This window comes from Oryzomonas sagensis, from assembly GCF_008802355.1.
GTDB classification, from domain to species: Bacteria; Desulfobacterota; Desulfuromonadia; order Geobacterales; family Pseudopelobacteraceae; genus Oryzomonas; species Oryzomonas sagensis.
This window is the reverse complement of the sequence record NZ_VZRA01000011.1, coordinates 19,544-38,731: the sequence shown is the minus strand read 5'-3', so window position 1 is coordinate 38,731 and position 19,188 is coordinate 19,544. Positions and strand designations below refer to the sequence as shown.

Below are 19,188 nucleotides of genomic sequence, written 5' to 3'. Positions count from 1 at the left end.
CAATACCTTTTTTTATTCTTTTCTCCGCTTTTTTCAATAACCCAAAAAAATACGTTATTAATCCGACAGTTAAATCGACAAGAAAATCACTCGAATGAACGACTGTCGAATATGCGACGCGTCTTGCGCTCCGAACGCGGCAATGTCCCCGCCGCCAACACCTCAACAGTGCACGATACCAGCATGGTGTGCTTGATACCGGCCGCAACTGCCTTCAAAACCCGCTCATCGGGCAGCGCGGCGCCGTTGTGCGCCCGTTCCACCCGCACCAGCATGCTGTCCCGGCCGTCGGGACCGCGGTCGAACAGCACCTGGTATTCGCTGCCGATCCCCGGGACACGGTTCAGCGCCTCATCGATCTGGCCGGGGTAGATATTGACCCCGCGGAAAATGGTGACGTCGTCGGAACGGCCGAGAATCCGGTCGTGGCGCGGCATGAAGCACCCGCAGGGGCATTCCCCCGGCAAAAGCCGGGTCAGGTCGCGGGAACGGTAACGGATCAGCGGCGCTCCCTCTTTGCACAGGGTGGTAAAGACCATCTCTCCGATCGCGCCGGGGGCGGCAGGTTCCAGGGTCAGCGGGTCGAGCACTTCGAGGATATAGTAGTCGGCCCAGTAATGGATGCCGCTGTTCTCCCGGCATGACAGGCCGGTGCCGGGGCCATAGACCTCCGTAAGCCCGGTGACGTCGTAGATATCTTCAACGCCGAGACAGTCGCGCATGGTGTCGAGCATGGCGCTGCTGGAACGCTCGGCGCCCAGGATGATCTTCTTAAGGTTGAGCTTGTCTTTCAACCCTTTTCGCTGAACCTCCTCCGCCAGCAGCAGCCCCATGGACGCCGTGCAGCAAAATACCGTCGATTGCAGATCGATCAGAAAAGCGGTTTGCAGTTCAAGGTTGCCGGGGCCCACCGGCACCGCCAGGGCGCCGAAACGTTCGCAGGCCTGCTGAAAGCCGATGCCGGCGGTCCAGAGTCCGTACCCCACCGCGATCTGCACCCGGTCCTGGCGCGTCAGGCCGGCCAGTTCGTAGCAGCGGGCGAACATGGTCTGCCAGTCTTCCACATCCTTGCGGGTATAGCAGAGGACCTTCCGCTTGCCGGTGGTGCCGGACGAGGCGTGGATGCGCACCAGGTCGGCGAAGTCGGCCGCGCGCAGGGCAAAGGGATAGCCTGCAGCCAGGTCGTCAGCCGTGGTAAAGGGGAGGCGGCGCAGGTCGTCCAGGCTTGTGATGTCGTCCGGCCCGATGCCGGTAGCCGAGAGGCGTTCACGGTAGAAGGCGGAATGTTCGAAGGCATGCCGCACCGTCCATTGCAGGCCGCGTAGCTGGTGGGCCGGGAGTTCTTCGATGGCGGTGATCTTCGGGGGGAAATGATTCAACATAGCAGGTATCGACTCCGTGAATAATCTGTGGCATACATGGTATCAGGCCGCGCCGGTACCGGCGGCAAGGGCTGCCAGGGCCCCTTCCAGCACGGCGGGTTTGCCGTTTAATTTTCGCCGAAGCACTTTGGCCACTTCATCCTTCGTACAAAAAAAACGGCCCATGGACAGGGCGCGACCGAGGACGATCAGGTTGACCGCCTGGGGGTTACCCAGTTGCAGGGCCAGCGTGTCGGCATCGATGGTAACAACCCCGGCCAAGGGGGATGGCTCCACGGCATTGGCCGTTATCCAGCCGTCCGGCTTCAGAAAGGGATGGTGAAGTTTCATATTCCCCGGCTTGAGGGCGATCAAGCCGTCGGCCTGGCCCGGACGCACCAGGGGACTGGAGAATGTCCCGACCTTGAGGTGGGAGATGACGATGCCGCCCCGCTGGGCCATGCCGTGGGTCTCGGAGGTCAACACCGGCAACTCCTTGGCAATGGCGGTTTCCGCCAGGAGCCGGGTGATGAAGAGGATTCCCTGCCCCCCTACCCCGGAGATAATCAACTGTTGGGATGTCATGGCTTCCCTCCTTCCTGACGGATCGCCTTCACCGGGCAGACATCGAGACATACCCCGCAGCCGCTACAGATCATGACGTCCACCAGGACCTTGCCGCTGACCTCATCGTAGACCAAAGCCGGACACTCGAACTGGCTGGTGCAGTACCGGCATCCGGTGCATGCGGCATCCACAACCGCCTGGGGACGCTTGGCGTGCCGTACGCTCTTGTCCACCAGGCAGGGGCTCTTGGCAATCACGACCGCCACCCCCAGGTCTCGGGAAAAGGCCTGCGCTTCCTTGAGCAGGGCGGTGAAGGCCGGCAGATTCAGTGGGTCGGCGCTACGGCAGAATTTCACGCCGCAACCCGCAACAATCGAGGCGATATCCACCGCTTGGCCTGCGGGGGTACCCAGGGAGGGGGTCGGCTGGTTGCCGGTCATGGCGGTGGTGCTGTTGTCCAGGATCACCAGGACGAAGCGGGCCCCCTGTACCACGGCGTCGATCAGGGGGGGGATGCCGGCGTGAAAAAAGGTGGAGTCGCCGATGGTGGCAACAATGTCGCGTGGTTGGCCGGTCACCCGGTAGGCCTGGTAGAATCCGGCAGCCTGGCCGATGGCGGCTCCCATGCACAGGACCGTGTCCACGCCCCCCAGATTGACCCCCAGGGTATAACAGCCGATGTCGCTGGGGTAGATTCCCGTGGGCGCAGCCTTCTTGATGGCATAGAAGCTGGCCCGGTGCGGACAGCCGGGGCAGAGGGTCGGGCGCTTGCCCGCCGCCGGAGCCGCTTCGGGCAGTTCCGGCAGCGGCCTGCCGGCAAACCGGGGCAGAAGCCGCTCGATCGTCTCGGGCAGCAGTTCTCCCGCCTCGGGAACAAAACCGGAAAGCTTGCCCTGCACCCGCCGGTAGTCGCGAAGCTGCATCTCGATCACCCCGACGGTTTCCTCCAGCACCAGCACCTCGTCGTAGGCGGAGCGGAGCTCCTCCACAAAGGCGATGTGCAGCGGATAGGGCTGGAGGACCTGGTAGAAGGCAAAGGAGTCCCAAAGGCCGGAAGCGCTCGCCACCTCCCGCGCATGGGCGGCCGATACGCCGGAGGCAACCACGGCACGGCGGGTCCCGGGATCACGGTTCAGGCAGCGGGGCGCGGTCGGCCCATAGGCGGCGATCCGTGACAAGGTCTGGTTGAGTTTGACGTGTAATTCATATCGGAATTTTGGGGTGGCGGCCCAGCGTTTGGGGTCTTTGCGGAAATCGGCTGCGCGTTGCAGATCCTGGACGGGACGGAGAAGGATGTCCTGGCTGGCGTGACAGACCCGGGTGGTGGGGCGCAGCATCACCGGCACCCCGAACTCCTCGGACAGTTGGAAGGCCAGGCCGGCCATCTCCCGCGCCTCGGCCGGGGAAGAGGGGTCAAGAACCGGGATCTTGGCCTGCATGGCCACCAGGCGGGAGTCCTGCTCGGTCTGGGACGAATGGGGGCCGGGATCGTCGGCGCTGATCACCACGAAACCGCCCACCGTACCGAGATAGGCGGCGCTCATCAACGGGTCGGAGGCGACGTTCAGGCCCACCTGCTTCATGGCGGTGGCGGCGCGCAGCCCGCTCTGGCTGGCGGCATAGGCGATCTCGAAGGCCACCTTTTCGTTGACCGCCCACTCCACGTGCATGTTCGCCCCCTCGGCCTTGCGCCAGGTGTCGACGGCGGAAAGGATCTCGGAGGCGGGCGTCCCCGGGTAGGAAGCGGCCACCACGCAGCCGTTCTCCACCAGACCGCGGGCCATGGCCTCGTTTCCCTGCATCAATATCGGTTGTTGTTCCGGCACATGCCTCTCCCTCTGTCCATAACGTGCAAAGCGCTTATTCTCGTAACGTGAGACGGCTTTGTCAATACAAAACCGGCGAGGGCAAAAGCAAACGGCGACCTTTGGGGCCGCCGTTTCGATCTACACTCTGTATGCTCATGTACTCAGTAATGTCAGTAAATCTCGAAGAATTCACCGGTTCCCAGCTTGTGCACCTTCATCAGATTGGTGGAACCGCGCGCCTCCACCGGCAGCCCCATGATGATGACGATAATGTCCCCCTTGCGGTAACCGGCCGCCAGCATGTTGCGTTCAACCGCCATGATCTGCTGGTGCATGTCCGCCATGCTGCCGATGCCGGTGGCGCTTACCCCCCAGTAGATGGAGAGCCGCCGCTGAATCTCCGGCGATGCGGTATAGGCGATGATCGGGATATGGGGGCGAAAATGGGAGATGAGCGCCGCCGTGCTGCCCGATTGGGTGAAGACGGCGATGGTCTTGGCCCCCAGGCTGGCGGCCGCCCGGCATGCCGATTCGGCGACCGCCTGGGCAATGCTGGGCGTTGACAGGCTTTTATCCACGGTACTCCAGAAATCGGCGTTCTCCACATCCTGAGCGATGCGGACCATGGTCTCCACCGCCTCGATCGGGTAATCGCCGGAGGCGGTTTCGGCGGAAAGCATGATCGCATCGGTGCCGTCCACAATGGCGTTGGCCACATCGGACGTCTCGGCCCTCGTCGGCCGCGGATTGCGGATCATGGAGTCCAGCATCTGGGTGGCGGTGATGACCGGCTTGCCGGCCTCATTGCAGGCCTGAATGATCTTTTTCTGGAAGACCGGCACCTTCTCGGCCTCGATCTCCACCCCCAGGTCGCCGCGGGCCACCATGACGGCATCCGTCGCCTGGAGGATCTTCTTGAAATTCTGCAGCGCCTCGGGCTTTTCGATCTTGGCCACGACCGGCGTGTTTTTCCCCTTCAGGTAGATGATCCGCTTGATCTGCTCCACATCCTCGGCGGTCCGCACGAACGAGAGCGCCACGAAATCCACCTCGGCATCGAGGGCAAAGTCCAGGTCAGCCAGGTCTTTCTCGGTCAGGGAGGGGGCCGAGACATTCACGCCCGGCAGGTTGATCCCCTTGTTGTTCTTCAGCACGCCGCCGGTCACCACCGTGCAACGGACCCGCTCCCCATCGATGGCCACGACCTTCAACTCCATCAGGCCATCGTCCAGAAGGATACGCGATCCGGGATGCACATCCGTGGGGAGGGAACGGTAGATCGTGGGAATAAGGCCGTCGCGGCCGAGGATGTCCTCGGTGGTGATGACCACCTCCTGTCCCTTGGTCAGGGTCATGGCATCGTTCGCCATCTTGCCGGTCCTGATCTTGGGCCCTTGCAGGTCGGCCAGGATGCCGATCTGGCGCCCCGCCTTTTCGGAGGCCTGCCTGATGGTATGGATCAGCTCCTGTTTCTGGGCGTTGTCGCCGTGGGAAAAATTGAGACGAAAGATATCCACTCCGGCCGATATGAGCCGGGCCACCATGTCGGGCGACGAACTGGCCGGGCCGAGGGTGGCTACGATCTTGGTTTTGTGTACTGCGACTGCGGTTCTTGGCATTCATGCTCCTTCTGTGGAACGCCCGGTTCCGGGCGCTGTGATATATCAGTTACTTATGGTTGCTCTGCCGCACGTAATTCAATGTCCCCCCGGCCAGCAACTCCCGGCGCTGGCGCTCGGAGATATTCAACTGCATCATGACCTGTTTGTCCCCAACCTGCATCGGCACATCCTCGGCGCCGCTCCCCACCAGACGCCGCAGGTCCGAGAAGGAGACCCGGTCCCCCTGGTTGAACAGATCGTAATCGGCCGGGTTCTTGAAGGTCAGCGGCAGGATGCCGAAGTTGACCAGGTTGGCCTTGTGGATGCGGGCGAAGCTCTTGGCCAGCTTGGCGCGTATCCCCAGGTAGCGCGGCGCAAGGGCGGCATGCTCCCGGGACGACCCTTGGCCGTAGTTCTCGCCCCCCACGACCACCCCGTTGCCGGCCGCCTTGGCCCGGGCCGGAAATTCCGGGTCAACCTGTTCGAAGACATGCTCGGCGATGGCCGGGATGTTGCTGCGCAGCGGCAGTACCTTGTTGCCGGCAGGCATGATGTGGTCGGTGCTGACATTATCCTCCAATTTAATGACCACCTCTGCCTGCAACGTATCCGGCAGCGCTTCGAATTCCGGGAACGGCACGATGTTGGGGCCGGTCTTGATCTCGACGGAGGCGGTATCCTCCAGGGGGAAGATGATGCCGGAATCGTCCAGCAGATATGTGGAGGGGTTCCGCACCGCCGGATAGGCCTTGATGGTCGACAGCTTGCGCGGATCGGTGATCACGCCGTAAATACCGGCGGCAGCGGCGGTCTCCGGGGAGCAGAGATAGACCTTGTCCCCCTTGGTGCCGCTCCTGCCCGGGAAGTTGCGCGGGAAGGTGCGCAACGAAACCTGGTCGGTGCCCGGCGCCTGCCCCATGCCGATGCAGCCCAGACAGCCGGACTGGTGAATGCTCGCCCCGGCCATCAGCAACGTCACCACACCGCCCTGATCGGCCACGTTTTCCAAAACCTGGCGGCTGCCCGGGTTGATGTGGAACGACACCTGGGGCGCAATGCGCTGCCCTTCCAGGATGCGGCAGACGGTCATCAGGTCGCGGAACGAGGAATTGACCGAACTCCCCACCAGCACTTGGTCTACCTTGACTCCCTCAACCTCCCGTACCGTCACGACGTTGTCCGGCGACGACGGGCAGGCGATCAGCGGTTCCAGCGCCGACAGGTCGATCTCGTCGTATTCGTCGTAGGTCGCTCCCTCGTCCGCGGCCAGGGGTCGCCAGCAATCGCCCCTCCCCTGGGAGACCAGAAACTCCCGTGTCCGCTCGTCCGAGGGAAAGATCGAGGAGGTGGCGCCCAGTTCCGCCCCCATGTTGCCGATGGTGGCGCGATCGGTAGCCGAAAGCGTGGCCACGCCCGGGCCGTAGTATTCGATAACCTTGCCCACCCCGCCCTTGACCGTGTGGCGGCGGAGCATCTCCAGGATGACATCCTTGCCCGAAACCCAGTCGGGCAGGCGCCCCACCAGCTTGACCCCCATCACTTTGGGACAGGGGAGGTAAAAGGGGTGGCCGGCCATGGCCAGGGCTACGTCCAGACCGCCGGCCCCGATGGCCAGCACCGATATGCCGGCAGCCGTGGGGGAGTGGGAATCGGCCCCCAGGAGCGTGATGCCCGGCACGCCGAAGCGTTCAAGATGCACCTGATGAGAAACACCGTTGCCCGGCTTGGACAGGTGCACGCCGTACTTCATGGCGGCGCTGGTCAGAAAGGCGTGGTCGTCGGCGTTTTTATAGTCGGTTTGCAGCAGGTTGTGATCGATATACTGGGCCGCCAGCCCGACCTTGACCCGAGGCAGCCCCATGGCGATGAACTCCAGCATGGCCATGGTGCCGGTGGCATCCTGCAACAGCGTGTGGTCGATACGGATGGCAATCTCCCGGCCGGGGACCAGTTCCCCCTCCACCAGATGATGTTCGAGTATTTTGGTCGCAAGGTTCTGTGCCATTGTCATCATCCCCTTCCTTGGTAATCCATACTGTAATTAGTATATCAAATAACTCCATATTCTTAGCGGGCTATTGAAAAAATCAGGTTGTTCAAAAATAGTCAGATCGTCGCACCCGCTAGACAAGCCCTGAGGAGGCCCTCACCCGGCCTTTGGCCACCCTCTCCCGGAGGGAGAGGGTAACGGTATCCCTTCTCCCTTTGGGAGAAGGATAGGATGAGGGGCGCTACGTCGCACGAAGGGGTGTTCGAGGACGAAGGCCTGATGGCTGTTTTTCAACAACCCATCAGGCGTGAATCGCCTCCTTGTGCACATCCAGCGCCGCCTCCCGCACCGCCTCGGGCAGAGTCGGGTGGGCATGGCAGATCAGGGCGATATCACGGGCCGTGCCGCCGAAACTCATGATGGCGACCGCCTCGGCAATCAGGTCCGAGGCCCGCGGTCCGACGATATGCACCCCCAGAACCCGGTCCGTATCCTGATGGGCCAGGATCTTGACGAACCCCTCCGTTTCATCCATGCAGCGCGCCCGGCCAAGGGCGGCAAAGTTGAACCGGCCGCTCCGGTAAGGGATACCGGCCTCCTTGAGTTGTTCCTCGGTCTGGCCGACCGTGGCGCCTTCCGGCCAGGTATAGACCACGCCGGGGATATATTCGTACTCCACCGCCGCTACCTTGCCCGCCATGCGTTCCACGCAGGCCACTCCCTCTTCCGACGCTTTGTGGGCCAGCATCGGGCCGGGGACCAGGTCCCCTATGGCGTAGATACCCGGTACGGAGGTTTGGTAATCCCCGTCCACCGCCACCCTCCCCTTCTCGTCCAGCCGTACCCCGACCTCTTCCAGATTGAGCCCGGCCGTCAGAGGGCGGCGGCCAACGGCCACCAGCAGACGGTCGCAATCGATCTCCTCGCTGCCGGTACCGGCGTTGTACTGGACAATGGCCTTGCTGCCGATGCGGCGCACCCCGGAGATGCGCGTCCCCAACTTGAACTCGATGCCCTGTTTGCGCAGGGATCGATAGAGGGTGTCTCCCGCCTGCCGGTCCATGATCGGCACGATCTGGGGCATCATCTCTATCACTGTTACCTGGGCCCCCAGGCGGCGCCAGACCGACCCGAGCTCCAGGCCGATAAAGCTGCCCCCGGCAACCACCAGGTGTTGGGGAAGTTCGTCGAAGCAGAGCGCCTCGCGGGCGCTGACCACCACCTGCCCGTCAAAGGGGATGCCGGGGAGCGTGGCAGCCTCGCTGCCGGTCGCCAGCAGTACCCGCTGGGCCTGGAGCTTCACGCTCGTTGCGGCGTCCGGCGGCAGGCTCTGCTGACCGGCGGGCCCCGTTGCCTCCGCGAGCGCCACTTCGACCTCGTGGCGGCCAAGGGCGTTGCGCCCCACAAGCCTTCCTGTGCCGCGAACCCACTCGATCTCGTTCTTCTTGAAGAGGTAGGCGATACCGTCGGTGTTCTTTTTGACCACGTCGTCCTTACGGCGCATCATGGCTTCCAGGTTGAGTTGGGGCGGAGCGATGTCGATGCCGTGCACGGGAAAGCGATCCCGCGCCACGGCAAAAAATTCGCTGGAGTCCAGCAGAGCCTTGCTGGGGATGCACCCCTCGTTCAGACAGACGCCACCCAAGGCATCGCGTTTTTCGACAACGGCGACCTTCATCCCCAGTTGCGTGGCGCGGATGGCGGCCACATAGCCGCCCGGCCCGGCGCCGATGACGATAAGATCGAATATGTGATCGGACATGACTGAATCCTCCGTGTGGAATTTAGCAGACTGTTGAAAGACCCAGGTTGTTCAAAAATAGTCAGATCGTCGCACCCGCTAGACAAGCCCCGCGGAGGCCCTCACCCGGCCTTTGGCCACCCTCTCCCAGAGGGAGAGGGTAACGGTATCCCTTCTCCCTTTGGGAGAAGGATAGGATGAGGGGCGCTACGCCGCACAAAAGGGCTTTCGAGGACGAAGGCCTGATGGCTGTTTTTCAACAACCTCCTAAGGCGTCCCCTACCCTTCCAGCAACAACTCCTCCGGGTCCTCGATATACTCCTTGACGCTTTTCAGGAACCCGACCGCCTCGCGGCCGTCGATGATGCGATGATCGTAGGAGAGCGCAAGAAACATCATGGGGCGGATGACGATCTGGCCGTCCCGCACCACCGGGCGTTCCTGAATGGCGTGCATGCCGAGCACGCCGCTCTGAGGCGGATTGAGTATGGGGGTGGAGAGCATGGAGCCGTACACGCCGCCGTTGGAGATGGTAAAGGTGCCCCCCTCCAGGTCGGAGATGGTCAGGCGGTTGGTCTTGATCTTCTCGCTGAAACCGCCTATGGCCTGCTCCACCTCGTGGAAATGGAGACGCTCGGCGTTGCGCAGGATCGGGACCACCAGCCCTTTCTCGCCGCCCACGGCAATGCCGATGTCGTAGTAATGGTGGTACACGATGTCGTCGCCGTCGATGCTGGCATTCACGGACGGGAATTCCCGCAGCGCCTCGACGCACGCCTTGACGAAGAACGGCATGAAGCCGAGCTTGACGCCGTGGCGCTTTTGGAAGTGGTCCCGGTATTTGTCACGCAGCGCCATGATGTGGCTCAGGTCGGCCTCATTAAAGGTGGTAAGCATGGCGGTTTCCCGCCGCACCGCCACGAGGCGTTCGGCGATGCGCTTGCGGATGGGGGACATGGCCCGGCGTTCTTCCCTCTCGGCCGCGTAAAGGGGGGCCTCCTCCGAGTGAACCGTGCCAACGGCCTCGGCCGGTGCAGGCGGGGCAGAAGCGGCAGCCATGCCCTGGGGGGGGGCAGGAACGGCGGGAACATCCGGGGCGGGAATCGGTGCGGCCGCCCCCTGCTGGGATTTTTCCGCGATGCCGCTGAACAGGTCGTCCAGGGTGATACGCCCCCCCTTGCCGGTCCCCACGACCGAGGCGGGATCAATCCCCTGTTCGCGCATTTCCCGACGGGCGGCCGGCGACGATGGCGCAGCGGCGGGGTCGGCCGCCGGCGGCTGCACCGGGGCTGCCGGTGCAGCCGCCACTGGCGCAGACGGTTCAACGGCAACGGCGACCGCAGCCTGTTGCTCGTCGATGGAGCCGATGACCGTGCCGACCGGTATGGTCGTACCCTCGGCCACGGTGATGGAGAGCACACCGGCCGCGTCGGCGTTGATGTCCAGCGTGATCTTGTCGGTTTCGATCTCGCACAGCGCTTCGTCCTTCTTCACGCTCTCGCCGTTCTTCTTGAACCACGTGGCCAGCAACGCTTCCCGGACCGATTCGCCCACCTCGGGCACCCGTATTTCCATAAGCAAAACTCCTTAGAAAAGGTTCCATCACCGTTTCATGAGAACGGACGGTGTTTTATTCTAGCGCATTTTTTCCGATACGCCAGCAAAAACAAAGGGCGGCCCCGCTGCGGCCGCCCCTCTGAAATCAGTTATCCCCAGAAAACATTCACCACAGAGCCACAATAGACACGGAGGCAACAAAATCCGACAGCGCATCATCAGGGAGCTACGTGACGATTCTGCGTCCCGGCGAAGGTCCCAGGTGAAAGGACTCCGTGACGTTCTCATTGGCTCCGGGGCTCTGCGGCCCACCTACCGTTTTCATGGTTGTCGTTCTTAACGACTATCTGCATTCCAGACCGGTCTTGAGGCTTGCCAGATTATTCCTCATCAGCGCGAGAAAGGTCACGCCATGTTCGAAATCGCTTTTACTGATGTTGTGGGCGCCGTGCAGCAATAGGACCGAGGCGCCGCTTTCCTTGGCGATCATCTCGGACACGCGCGGCGAGAGCAATTCCTCGCTGAAAACGTACCTAAGCCCCGTGGCCCTGACCTGTTTGACCAGCGCCATCAGCTTGGCCGGGGTCGGTTCGGCATCGGCGTTGACGGCGGACGCGGATTCGTACTTAAGGCCGTAACGGTTGGCGAGATAGCCAAAGGCATAGTGGCCGCCATGGAGAAAGGACTTCTTACCACAGGAGGACAACCCGACCCTGTATTCGGCATCGAGCTTTTTCAGTTCCCCCCGGTAGGCATCGGCATTGGCCCGGTAATACTCCCTGTTGGCCGGATCTTTTGCCTCCAGGCCGGCTGCGATGTTGGCCACCATGATCTGGGCGTTGCCGAAGTCGAGCCAGATATGGGGGTCCATGCCGCCGCCATGATGGTGGTCCCCTTCGTGGCCGTGCTCCTCCTTCTCCTCTTCAACGCCGGCCTTCTGGAACGTAACCCCCGCACTGGAATCCAGCAGGGTGATGGTGCCGGTATTGAGCCCTTTGACGAAGCTCACCGCCCACGGTTCCATGTACGAGTTGGTGAAGATGAACAGACCCGCCTTTGCCGTGCGCAGCGCATCCTCGGGTTTCGGCTCGAAGCTGTGGGCTTCCACGCCGGGCGGCAGGAGCAGGCTGACATCGACCTTGTCCCCACCGATGGCCCGGACAAAGTCGTAGAGCGGAAACAGGGTGGTCACGACCACCAGTTTTTTGGGGCCGGCGGCGGGCGGCGGAGTAGTCTGTTTCTGACAGGCGCCGGTAAACAGCAGGCACGTCAGCAGTGAAGCTGCGATGAGTATGCGTTTCATGTCGATCTCCTCGGGACAAATCAGGTATGTACGTCGGTGCAGCAAGCCGAACAGGGAGATATAAATAGAAATTATTTTCACTTACTTGTCAAGCAGAGTCTTGACCGTGAAAAGAAGAGGAGCCGGCTGGGGGCTGCTAACGGGATGTTTGAGATAGAAAATCAAAACGGTTCGGGGCAAAAAAGTGCCGGGCATTCAGTTGCGAATGACCGGCACTTTCACCATGACTTTCACAGGGAAAACCGATACCGGTTATCACTGTTTCTTGAGGAACTCCCTGCCAAAGGGCGACATCTGGCGCAGGTGGGCGATGATGGGCGGCAGTTCGCGGATGACCGTGTCGATCTCTCCGGCAGTGGTGTAGCGGGAGAGGGAGAAGCGGATCGAACCGTGGGCGCAGGTGAAGGGTACGCCCATGGCCCGCAGCACATGGGACGGCTCCAGGGAGCCGGAGGTGCAGGCGCTGCCGGACGAGGCGCAGATGCCCAGTTCGTTGAGCAGGAGCAGGATCGCCTCGCCCTCCACGAACTCGAACGCGATGTTCAGGGTATTGGGCAGGCGCTCGGCCGCCCCACCGTTGATGCGGGCATGGGGGATACGGGCCATCAACTCGGTTTGCAGACGGTCACGCAGGGCCTTGACCTGGGTGTTCTCGATTGCCATGTTCTGCCCGGCAAGCTCGCAGGCCTTGCCCAGGGCGATGATGGCGGCGGCGTTTTCCGTGCCGGCGCGGCGGCTCTTTTCCTGGTGCCCCCCCACCATGAAGGGACGGAAGGGGGTGCCGCGGCGCAGGTAGAGCACGCCGATCCCCTTGGGCGCATGCAGTTTGTGGCCGGAGAGGGACAGCAGGTCGATCTTCGAGGCCGCCAGGTTGATCGGGACCTTGCCCACGGCCTGGACGGCGTCCGTGTGGAACAATACCCCCTTGGCCTTGGCGATGGCGGCAGCCTCCTCGATGGGGAAGATCACGCCGGTCTCGTTGTTGGCGTACATCAGCGACACGATGGCGGTATCGGCGTCCACTGCGGCCTTCAGTTCCGCCATGTCCAACTGCCCCTCGCTGTCCACGCCGATCTCGGTCACCCGATACCCCTTCTGGGTCAGGTTGCGGCACTGGGTCAGCACGGCCGGATGCTCCACACGGGAGGTGATGACGTGGCGTTTTTCCGGGAACACCTCCAGGGCCGAACGGATGGCGGCGTTATCGCTCTCGGTACCGCAGGCCGTGAAGATGATCTCGTCCGGTGAGGCCCCCAGGAGGGCTGCCACACGCTTGCGGGCCTCGTCCACCTTCTGCTGCACCTGGCCGCCGAAGAAATGCATGGAACTGGGGTTGCCGTACAGTTCGCAAAAATAGGGGCGCATCTCCTCAAAGACCGCTTCGTCCACCTTGGTGGTGGCGTTGTTGTCCAGGTAGATCTCTTTCATGCCGCGACCTCCTCGACAACGATATCCTCCGCCACCAGGTCGCGCAGCTTCTGCTCGACCACGCGGGAGGTGAAACCGGAAGAAGAGCAGCCTGCGCACGCCTTACGGAAAGCCACCTGCACTTTGGGGCCGTCGATGTCGATCAGTTCCAGGTCGCCGCCGTCGGCCCACAACAGCGGCCGGATATCCCGTTCCAACACTTCCTGAATCATCTGCATCTTTTTCATGTTGGAGAGTTTCTCCGGGCGTTTGCGCGGTTCTTCGGACTCCTGTTTGCCCATCACCTCGGCGATCAGCTCCTTGATCCTGGGAATGCAGCCGCCGCAGCCGCCGCCGGCCTTGGTAAAATGGGTCACCTGTTCGGCCGTGGTGAGCTTGTTGGTCTCGATCACCTTTTTCAGGAACACGTCGGTGATGCCGAAACATTTGCAGACAATGGTCCCCTCCTGGTCCGGGTAGGCCGGGCCGTGATCATGATCATGGTCATGGGGTTTGACCTCATGGCCGCGGTATTTGGCAATGGCTACCTCCAGCGCCTCCTGTCCCATCACCGAGCAGTGCATCTTCTCCTCCGGCAGTCCGCCCAGAAATTCGGCGATGTCCTGGTTGCTGATGGCCAGGGCCTCGTCCAGGGTCTTGCCCTTGACCATCTCGGTCAGGGCCGATGAGGAGGCGATAGCGCTGGCGCAGCCAAAGGTCTGGAACTTGGCGTCGACGATCTTGTCCTTGTCGTCGTCCAGCTTGAGATACAGCTTCAGGGCGTCGCCGCAGGCCAGGCTGCCCACTTCGCCGACGGCGTCCGCATCGGGTATATCCCCTACGTTGCGGGGGTTAAGAAAATGTTCTTTCACGGTTGGTGTATAGTCCCACATGGTGATGATCTCCTCGCCTTTTTTAGGTAAATTTGCTTTACAACCTATTAAAACATACAAACAGGGGTGGGCAGAATGACACGGCATCTGCTCATCAAGGCCGATCCCGTTACCCCCTGTCGATTGTCGTCCTGACGGTTTAGCCCATAATAAATTTCCGTCCTGCGGCCATGACCTCAGCCAACCTTGCCTCGGTAGCCGCCTCGCCATAGAGGCGCACCACCGGCTCGGTGCCCGACTTGCGGAACAGCACCCAGCTGCCATCCTCCAGCAGCAGCTTGGTCCCGTCGATCCTGATCACCTCCTTGACCTTAACCCCGGCGACTTCGGCGGGAAGATTCGTTATCTTGTCTGCATACTCCGTTTCAAGTTGCGGCGAAAGCTTGAGGTTGTCACGGCGGGTTATGAAACGTCCCACCTCTGCATAGAGCCGTTCCAACAGTTCCCGGATGCTCTTTCCCTCACGGGCGACCATCTCGGCCACCAGGAAACACGCCAGAATCCCGTCTTTTTCGGGCACATGCCCCTTGATGGTGAGCCCGGCGCTTTCTTCGCCGCCGATAATGATCTTGTCCTGGCTGATCAGTTCGCCGATATACTTGAAGCCGACCGGCGTTTCAAAGACCGGGATACCGTGTTTCCGGGCAACGGCATCGACCAGATGGGAAGTGGCGACACTGCGGGCCACTCCTCCTTCCATTTTGCGCACTCGGATCAGATAATTCAAGAGCAGGGCAATAATATAATTGGGCTCGATGAAAGAACCATCGCCATCAAGAATACCGAAACGGTCGGCGTCGCCATCGGTCGCCAACCCCAGGCGAATAGCCGGATCGTTTTTGACCAGGGCGATGAAATCGGGGATATGGCTTTCGGACGGTTCGGGCGGCTGACCGCCGAAGTAGGGATCGAGACGGTCGTTAATCATGACAGAGGGAATGCCGCGCTGTTTCAGCGGTTCGTCCAGATACCCCCGGCCGGTGCCGTACAGGGGATTGAGGGCCACCTTCCCGAGGTGGGCAATGGCGTCGAAATCCACCTTTTCTTCCAGGGCCTTCAGGTACGCCTGCCGCGGGTCGATGCGCTCCAGGAGCCCGCGGTTTGAGGCTTCCTCCAGGGAGAGCGTCGTGCAATTGGGCGCGCCCAGCATCCGGTTTGCCCGCTGCTCGATATCCTTTGTGGTTTCGGGGAGGGCCGGCCCGCCCCATGACGGCGAGAACTTGACGCCGTTGTATTCAGGGGGGTTGTGACTGGCCGTGAAGTTGACGGCGCCGGCGGCATGGCGGCGCAGTATCTCGAACGATATGACCGGCGTGGGGGTGTCCCCTTCGCACAGGTAGACTTTGATCCCCGCGCCCGCCAGAACCCGTGCGGCCTCACAGGCGAAGCGCTGCCCCATGAAGCGGGTATCGCAGCCGACGATCACGCCCTTGTGCTGCTCCCCGGAAGCGATCAGGTGGTCGGCAATGGCCCGGACAACCACCCTGACATTGTCCATAATGAAGTCTTCACAGAGGATGCCGCGCCACCCGGACGTTCCGAAAACGATTCCCATGATGTGATTCCCTCCAATAACAAGACATCTTTTGTCGTTTTAAAGGTAATACACCGGAGCCCGTCCGTCAAGTCAAAGAGGGCATAATTTCAAGGATTTTTCCTGTTGACTTTTTTCAGCCATACTTGCTACAGTTGTATTTCAATTTAGAACATTTAGGAGGAAGAAGCATGCAGTGTCAGACTGTACTTCCCGGTACCGAGTGTACCTTTTGGGGCAAACAGGGTTGCATTTTCCCGGATGGCTCCTGCCAGGTTATCGTTGAAAATTGCGAAGGATGCGAACGCATCGTGACCGGCTCCATCGGCCAGGTTTGCAGCGCCTATCCGGCCCCGGCCAAAAAATGGGCCAATGGGCTCTGCAACTTTGCCAGCCACGTCAAGGTGGACATCAAGGTTGAAGAGACCAGGGTCAACCCGCTCAAGGCTTCCAAAAAGGCGGCCGGCGGCAAGAAAAAATAAGCGCCGGATCTTTTCGCACCAGTATGGCAAGGGGGGAACCATGTTCCCCCTTTTTTTGTGTGCCGAGGTACATTCCTGGCTCTTGGGAGGTTTACCATGCCCTTCGATACCCTTACCTGCCCCTCATGCGGTTCCCCGGTCAAGCAGTACCGCAACCCCTTCCCCACGGTGGACATCATCATTGAGATCGATAACCGCATCGTACTGATCGAACGCAAAAATCCGCCCCATGGCTGGGCGTTGCCGGGGGGGTTCGTGGATTACGGGGAATCGCTCGAAGATGCGGCCCGAAGAGAGGCGCGGGAGGAAACGACTGTGGAGATCGGAAACCTGCGGTTATTGGGATGCTATTCGGACCCGGCGCGGGATACCCGCATGCACACCATTTCAACGGTTTTCATGGCACAGGGGAGCGGGATTCCCCGCGCTGCCGACGATGCAGCCAACCTGGCGCTGTTTTCCCTTGAAGAGTTGCCGGCCCGGCTCTGTTTCGATCACGCCAACATTCTGGCCGACTATGCCGCCGCCGTTCGCGCCGGGCGTTGAGCGGCAACCGGCCCCATTCCGCAACCCGCCGCAACGAGGGGGGTTGTTAGTGGAAAAAGTGCAGTTCGGGGGCCGCGGGGATCAAGCCCAACTCCGCTGCATACCGGTAGAACAGCCGTAACCCCTCCTTTTGGGCCTCCCCCATCTCATAGGAAATATTCTCCCGCCAGTAGGTTATGAGCCCTTCACGCCCCATCCAGGCGGCTTCGGGCGATACATCGGCAATATGCTCCCGTTCCCGGCCGGCATAGGCCTTGGCCTGAACGAGCCGTTCAGCCAGCAGACGCACCTCGTCATAGTGCGTCTTTGCCGCGGAGCGGGTGCAGAACCACAGGGCAAAGACGAACGGCAGCCCGGTCCATTCATACCAGAGCGCCCCCAAGTCATAGATGCGCAGGCCGGTCCCGGCCATGGACGAACGCAAGGCGGCATCCCCGATCAGCAGCATGGCGGGCGCCGTGCGGAGCGCTTCGTCCAGCGGGCTGGAGGATACGGTGTACCGGCAGGAGTGGCCAAAACGTTTGCCCATGAGGATTCTGAGCAGGTTGACCGATGTGGCCGACTCCGCGCTCAGCAGGATATCCTGCCCGTCCAGCTCTTCGATGGGAACGCGGGAGAAGAGCAGTACGCTGGCAACCGGGCCGGCACTGCTGATGGACAGCTCGGGGAGGATGAGATAGCGCTCGGGATGAACAGCGTACGCTATGGAGGACGACGGGCAGACGTCGATTTTTTCCGCGGCAAGCTGGGCGTTCAGATTGGCCGGGACGCCGCCGACGAACCGGTAGTCGGCGCTCGGAAAATGCTCTTGCAGGGAATGGAACAGGGGGGTGACGTTTGCGTAGTCGATACGGCCGATAGTAAGCATTAGCGAGTACCTCTGTAGAGTTTGTCCGCGTCGTCCTCCACAACGCGGATGCCTTGCCGCTCAAGCAGTTCCCCGGTCACCTGCCACAGATGGGTAATGGCGTTGTCGTAGGTCACCACCGCCGTGATCTGGTTGTTCTTGGCCGCCACGAGGTCGTTTTCCACATCCAGCACGTCCTTGTTGGTGGCCAGGCCGACCTCTTTCTTGCGCAGGTAGGCCCGCAGGCGCTCTTCGGCGTAAGCCCTGCCCCGCTCGGCCACGGCGATCTGCTTGTAGCTGCTGGTGATGCCGCGGATGGCGCTCTTGACATCGTTGGCGGCGTTTTCCTCAAGGCTGCGGATCTGCACCGCGGTCTGTTCGGTCTTGAGGCGGCTCTTGCGGTAATCGTTTTCGGCGGCGTTGTTGCCCAAGGGATAGGTAAAGACCAGGCCGAGGCTCCAGGCCGGGTTGTCGGCGGCGGTGAGCGTTTCCAGATTGCGGGGATAGGTGTGGTTGAGGCCGACCAGGGAACCGGAGGCGGAAAGGGAGAGATCGGGCTTAACCTTGTTGTTGTAGACGCGGGTCTGAAGTTCGGCAATCTCCAGGTTGCGGCGCTGTTCCTTGATGTCGGGACGGCTCAGGGCCAGTTTGAGCGCCGCATCTTCGTTCACCTCATAGAGGTCGTGCCGGGGGAGGTCCACCGTGAGAATATCCCGGGCATCCTTTATCTGCAGCAGCAGTCGCAGAACGTCTACCTCATCGCTGACCGATTTTTCAACATCGATCAAATCCTTTTCCCGCGAGTAGACGCCGAATTCGGCGTTGGTGATCTCCATGGCGGGAAGGACGCCGGCCGCGACCTGGGCCGTGGTGTCGCTCAGGATCTTGCGTGCCAGTTCGAGCGAGGTTTTGGCCACCTGCAACTGCTCCCGCAGGCTGTAGAGCTTGAAATACTCGTTCCTGACCTGGGTGACGGTGGCCAACAGGCGGGTGTTGAAGTGTTCGATAGAGGCGAACTTGGAGAGCCGCGAGACATTGATGGCCACGTCCGTCGTTTCCCGCCCGAAATTTTTCAACAGCGGCTGGGTGATGGTAACCCCCAGGGTCGATTCCCAATAGTTGCTCAGTGAACGGCTGGCGTTGGTGCTGTTGAAGGCGTTATTGAAGCCGGCCGTGGCGGTCGCGCCGGTCCAGAAGAGCTGGCTCAGGGAGGCGTCGGCCTGAAACGTGCGGCCATAACTGGACCCGGAACCGTCAACCGTGGTCGAGGGCACGGTCGAATCGCTGTAGCTCGTCTGAAGGGTCAAAAGCGGGTCGTAGATCGCCCGGTTGCGGTTGATATCCGCCTCATACTGGGCGGGGGTGTACAGTTCGGCCCGCACATCCAGGTTTTTCTCCACCGCCATACGGATCGCCTCGCTGAGAGTAAGCGAGACCGTGGTGTCGGCGGCCGCAGCAAGCGACGGCAGACAGATCAGCGCACATGCCAGCACATAGGATAAACGCACAGTCCGGTTCCTTTCAAAAAACAAGAGGGCGAGATAGCCATCT

The 19,188-nt window shown here is 61.5% G+C and carries 15 protein-coding genes; 2 read left to right on the top strand and 13 right to left on the bottom strand.

The genetic code is table 11. From position 1 onward, the window contains the following. Nucleotides 1–86: 86 nt before the first annotated feature. The 11 genes from F6V30_RS16855 to F6V30_RS16805 all read right to left on the bottom strand — a co-directional run bounded on the left by F6V30_RS16855 (nucleotide 87) and on the right by F6V30_RS16805 (nucleotide 15,786). Nucleotides 87–1,382: a phenylacetate--CoA ligase gene (locus tag F6V30_RS16855; RefSeq protein ID WP_151158398.1), complete on the bottom strand. Its 1,296-nt coding sequence runs from the start codon at nucleotides 1,380–1,382 to the stop codon at nucleotides 87–89. Nucleotides 1,383–1,424: 42 nt separating this feature from the next. Then, on the bottom strand, nucleotides 1,425–1,946 hold the full coding sequence (locus tag F6V30_RS16850) for an indolepyruvate oxidoreductase subunit beta (protein ID WP_151158396.1): 522 nt from the start codon (nucleotides 1,944–1,946) through the stop codon (nucleotides 1,425–1,427). Beyond that, a complete protein-coding gene (locus F6V30_RS16845; protein WP_275938155.1) occupies nucleotides 1,943–3,754 on the bottom strand; it encodes a thiamine pyrophosphate-dependent enzyme in 1,812 nt (603 codons plus the stop codon). The genes F6V30_RS16850 and F6V30_RS16845 overlap by 4 nt, the downstream gene beginning before the upstream one ends. Before the next feature lie 152 nt (nucleotides 3,755–3,906). Continuing rightward, entirely contained in the window at nucleotides 3,907–5,355 is a 1,449-nt protein-coding gene (pyk, locus tag F6V30_RS16840) for a pyruvate kinase (RefSeq protein ID WP_151158394.1), read from the bottom strand. Between the two features lie 49 nt (nucleotides 5,356–5,404). Continuing rightward, nucleotides 5,405–7,342, bottom strand: coding sequence for an aconitate hydratase (locus F6V30_RS16835; protein ID WP_151158392.1), 1,938 nt, complete (start codon nucleotides 7,340–7,342; stop codon nucleotides 5,405–5,407). A 286-nt stretch (nucleotides 7,343–7,628) separates the two neighbouring features. Next, nucleotides 7,629–9,089 carry a dihydrolipoyl dehydrogenase gene (gene lpdA, locus F6V30_RS16830; RefSeq protein WP_151158390.1) on the bottom strand — a complete coding sequence of 487 codons (1,461 nt, stop codon included), beginning with the start codon at nucleotides 9,087–9,089 and terminating at the stop codon, nucleotides 7,629–7,631. A 258-nt stretch (nucleotides 9,090–9,347) separates the two neighbouring features. Then, the gene (gene odhB, locus F6V30_RS16825; protein WP_151158388.1) at nucleotides 9,348–10,643 is read right to left on the bottom strand and encodes a 2-oxoglutarate dehydrogenase complex dihydrolipoyllysine-residue succinyltransferase; all 1,296 of its coding nucleotides are present in this window, start codon (nucleotides 10,641–10,643) and stop codon (nucleotides 9,348–9,350) included. 325 nt (nucleotides 10,644–10,968) lie between these two features. Further along, entirely contained in the window at nucleotides 10,969–11,928 is a 960-nt protein-coding gene (locus F6V30_RS16820; protein WP_151158386.1) for a metal ABC transporter solute-binding protein, Zn/Mn family, read from the bottom strand. A gap of 255 nt (nucleotides 11,929–12,183) precedes the next feature. Beyond that, nucleotides 12,184–13,356, bottom strand: coding sequence for a cysteine desulfurase NifS (gene nifS, locus F6V30_RS16815; protein WP_151158384.1), 1,173 nt, complete (start codon nucleotides 13,354–13,356; stop codon nucleotides 12,184–12,186). Further along, entirely contained in the window at nucleotides 13,353–14,228 is an 876-nt protein-coding gene (gene nifU, locus F6V30_RS16810) for a Fe-S cluster assembly protein NifU (protein ID WP_151127229.1), read from the bottom strand. The genes nifS and nifU overlap by 4 nt, the downstream gene beginning before the upstream one ends. Nucleotides 14,229–14,367: 139 nt before the next feature. After that, on the bottom strand, nucleotides 14,368–15,786 hold the full coding sequence (locus tag F6V30_RS16805; RefSeq protein ID WP_151158382.1) for a phosphoglucomutase/phosphomannomutase family protein: 1,419 nt from the start codon (nucleotides 15,784–15,786) through the stop codon (nucleotides 14,368–14,370). A gap of 167 nt (nucleotides 15,787–15,953) precedes the next feature. On the opposite strand from F6V30_RS16805, the gene F6V30_RS16800 reads away from it, so the two are divergent. Both F6V30_RS16800 and F6V30_RS16795 read left to right on the top strand, forming a co-directional pair. Then, nucleotides 15,954–16,244, top strand: a complete 291-nt coding sequence (locus F6V30_RS16800) for a PxxKW family cysteine-rich protein (protein ID WP_151158380.1) — start codon at nucleotides 15,954–15,956, stop codon at nucleotides 16,242–16,244. Between the two features lie 96 nt (nucleotides 16,245–16,340). Beyond that, complete coding sequence (locus F6V30_RS16795; protein WP_151158378.1) at nucleotides 16,341–16,790, top strand: NUDIX domain-containing protein; 450 nt, start codon at nucleotides 16,341–16,343, stop codon at nucleotides 16,788–16,790. A gap of 46 nt (nucleotides 16,791–16,836) precedes the next feature. Here the strand turns inward: F6V30_RS16795 and F6V30_RS16790 are convergent, their stop codons facing one another. Both F6V30_RS16790 and F6V30_RS16785 read right to left on the bottom strand, forming a co-directional pair. Then, complete coding sequence (locus F6V30_RS16790; RefSeq protein ID WP_151158376.1) at nucleotides 16,837–17,658, bottom strand: menaquinone biosynthetic enzyme MqnA/MqnD family protein; 822 nt, start codon at nucleotides 17,656–17,658, stop codon at nucleotides 16,837–16,839. Next, entirely contained in the window at nucleotides 17,658–19,145 is a 1,488-nt protein-coding gene (locus F6V30_RS16785) for a TolC family protein (RefSeq protein ID WP_246163603.1), read from the bottom strand. Before F6V30_RS16785 ends, F6V30_RS16790 begins: the two co-directional genes overlap by 1 nt. Nucleotides 19,146–19,188 lie beyond the last annotated feature (43 nt).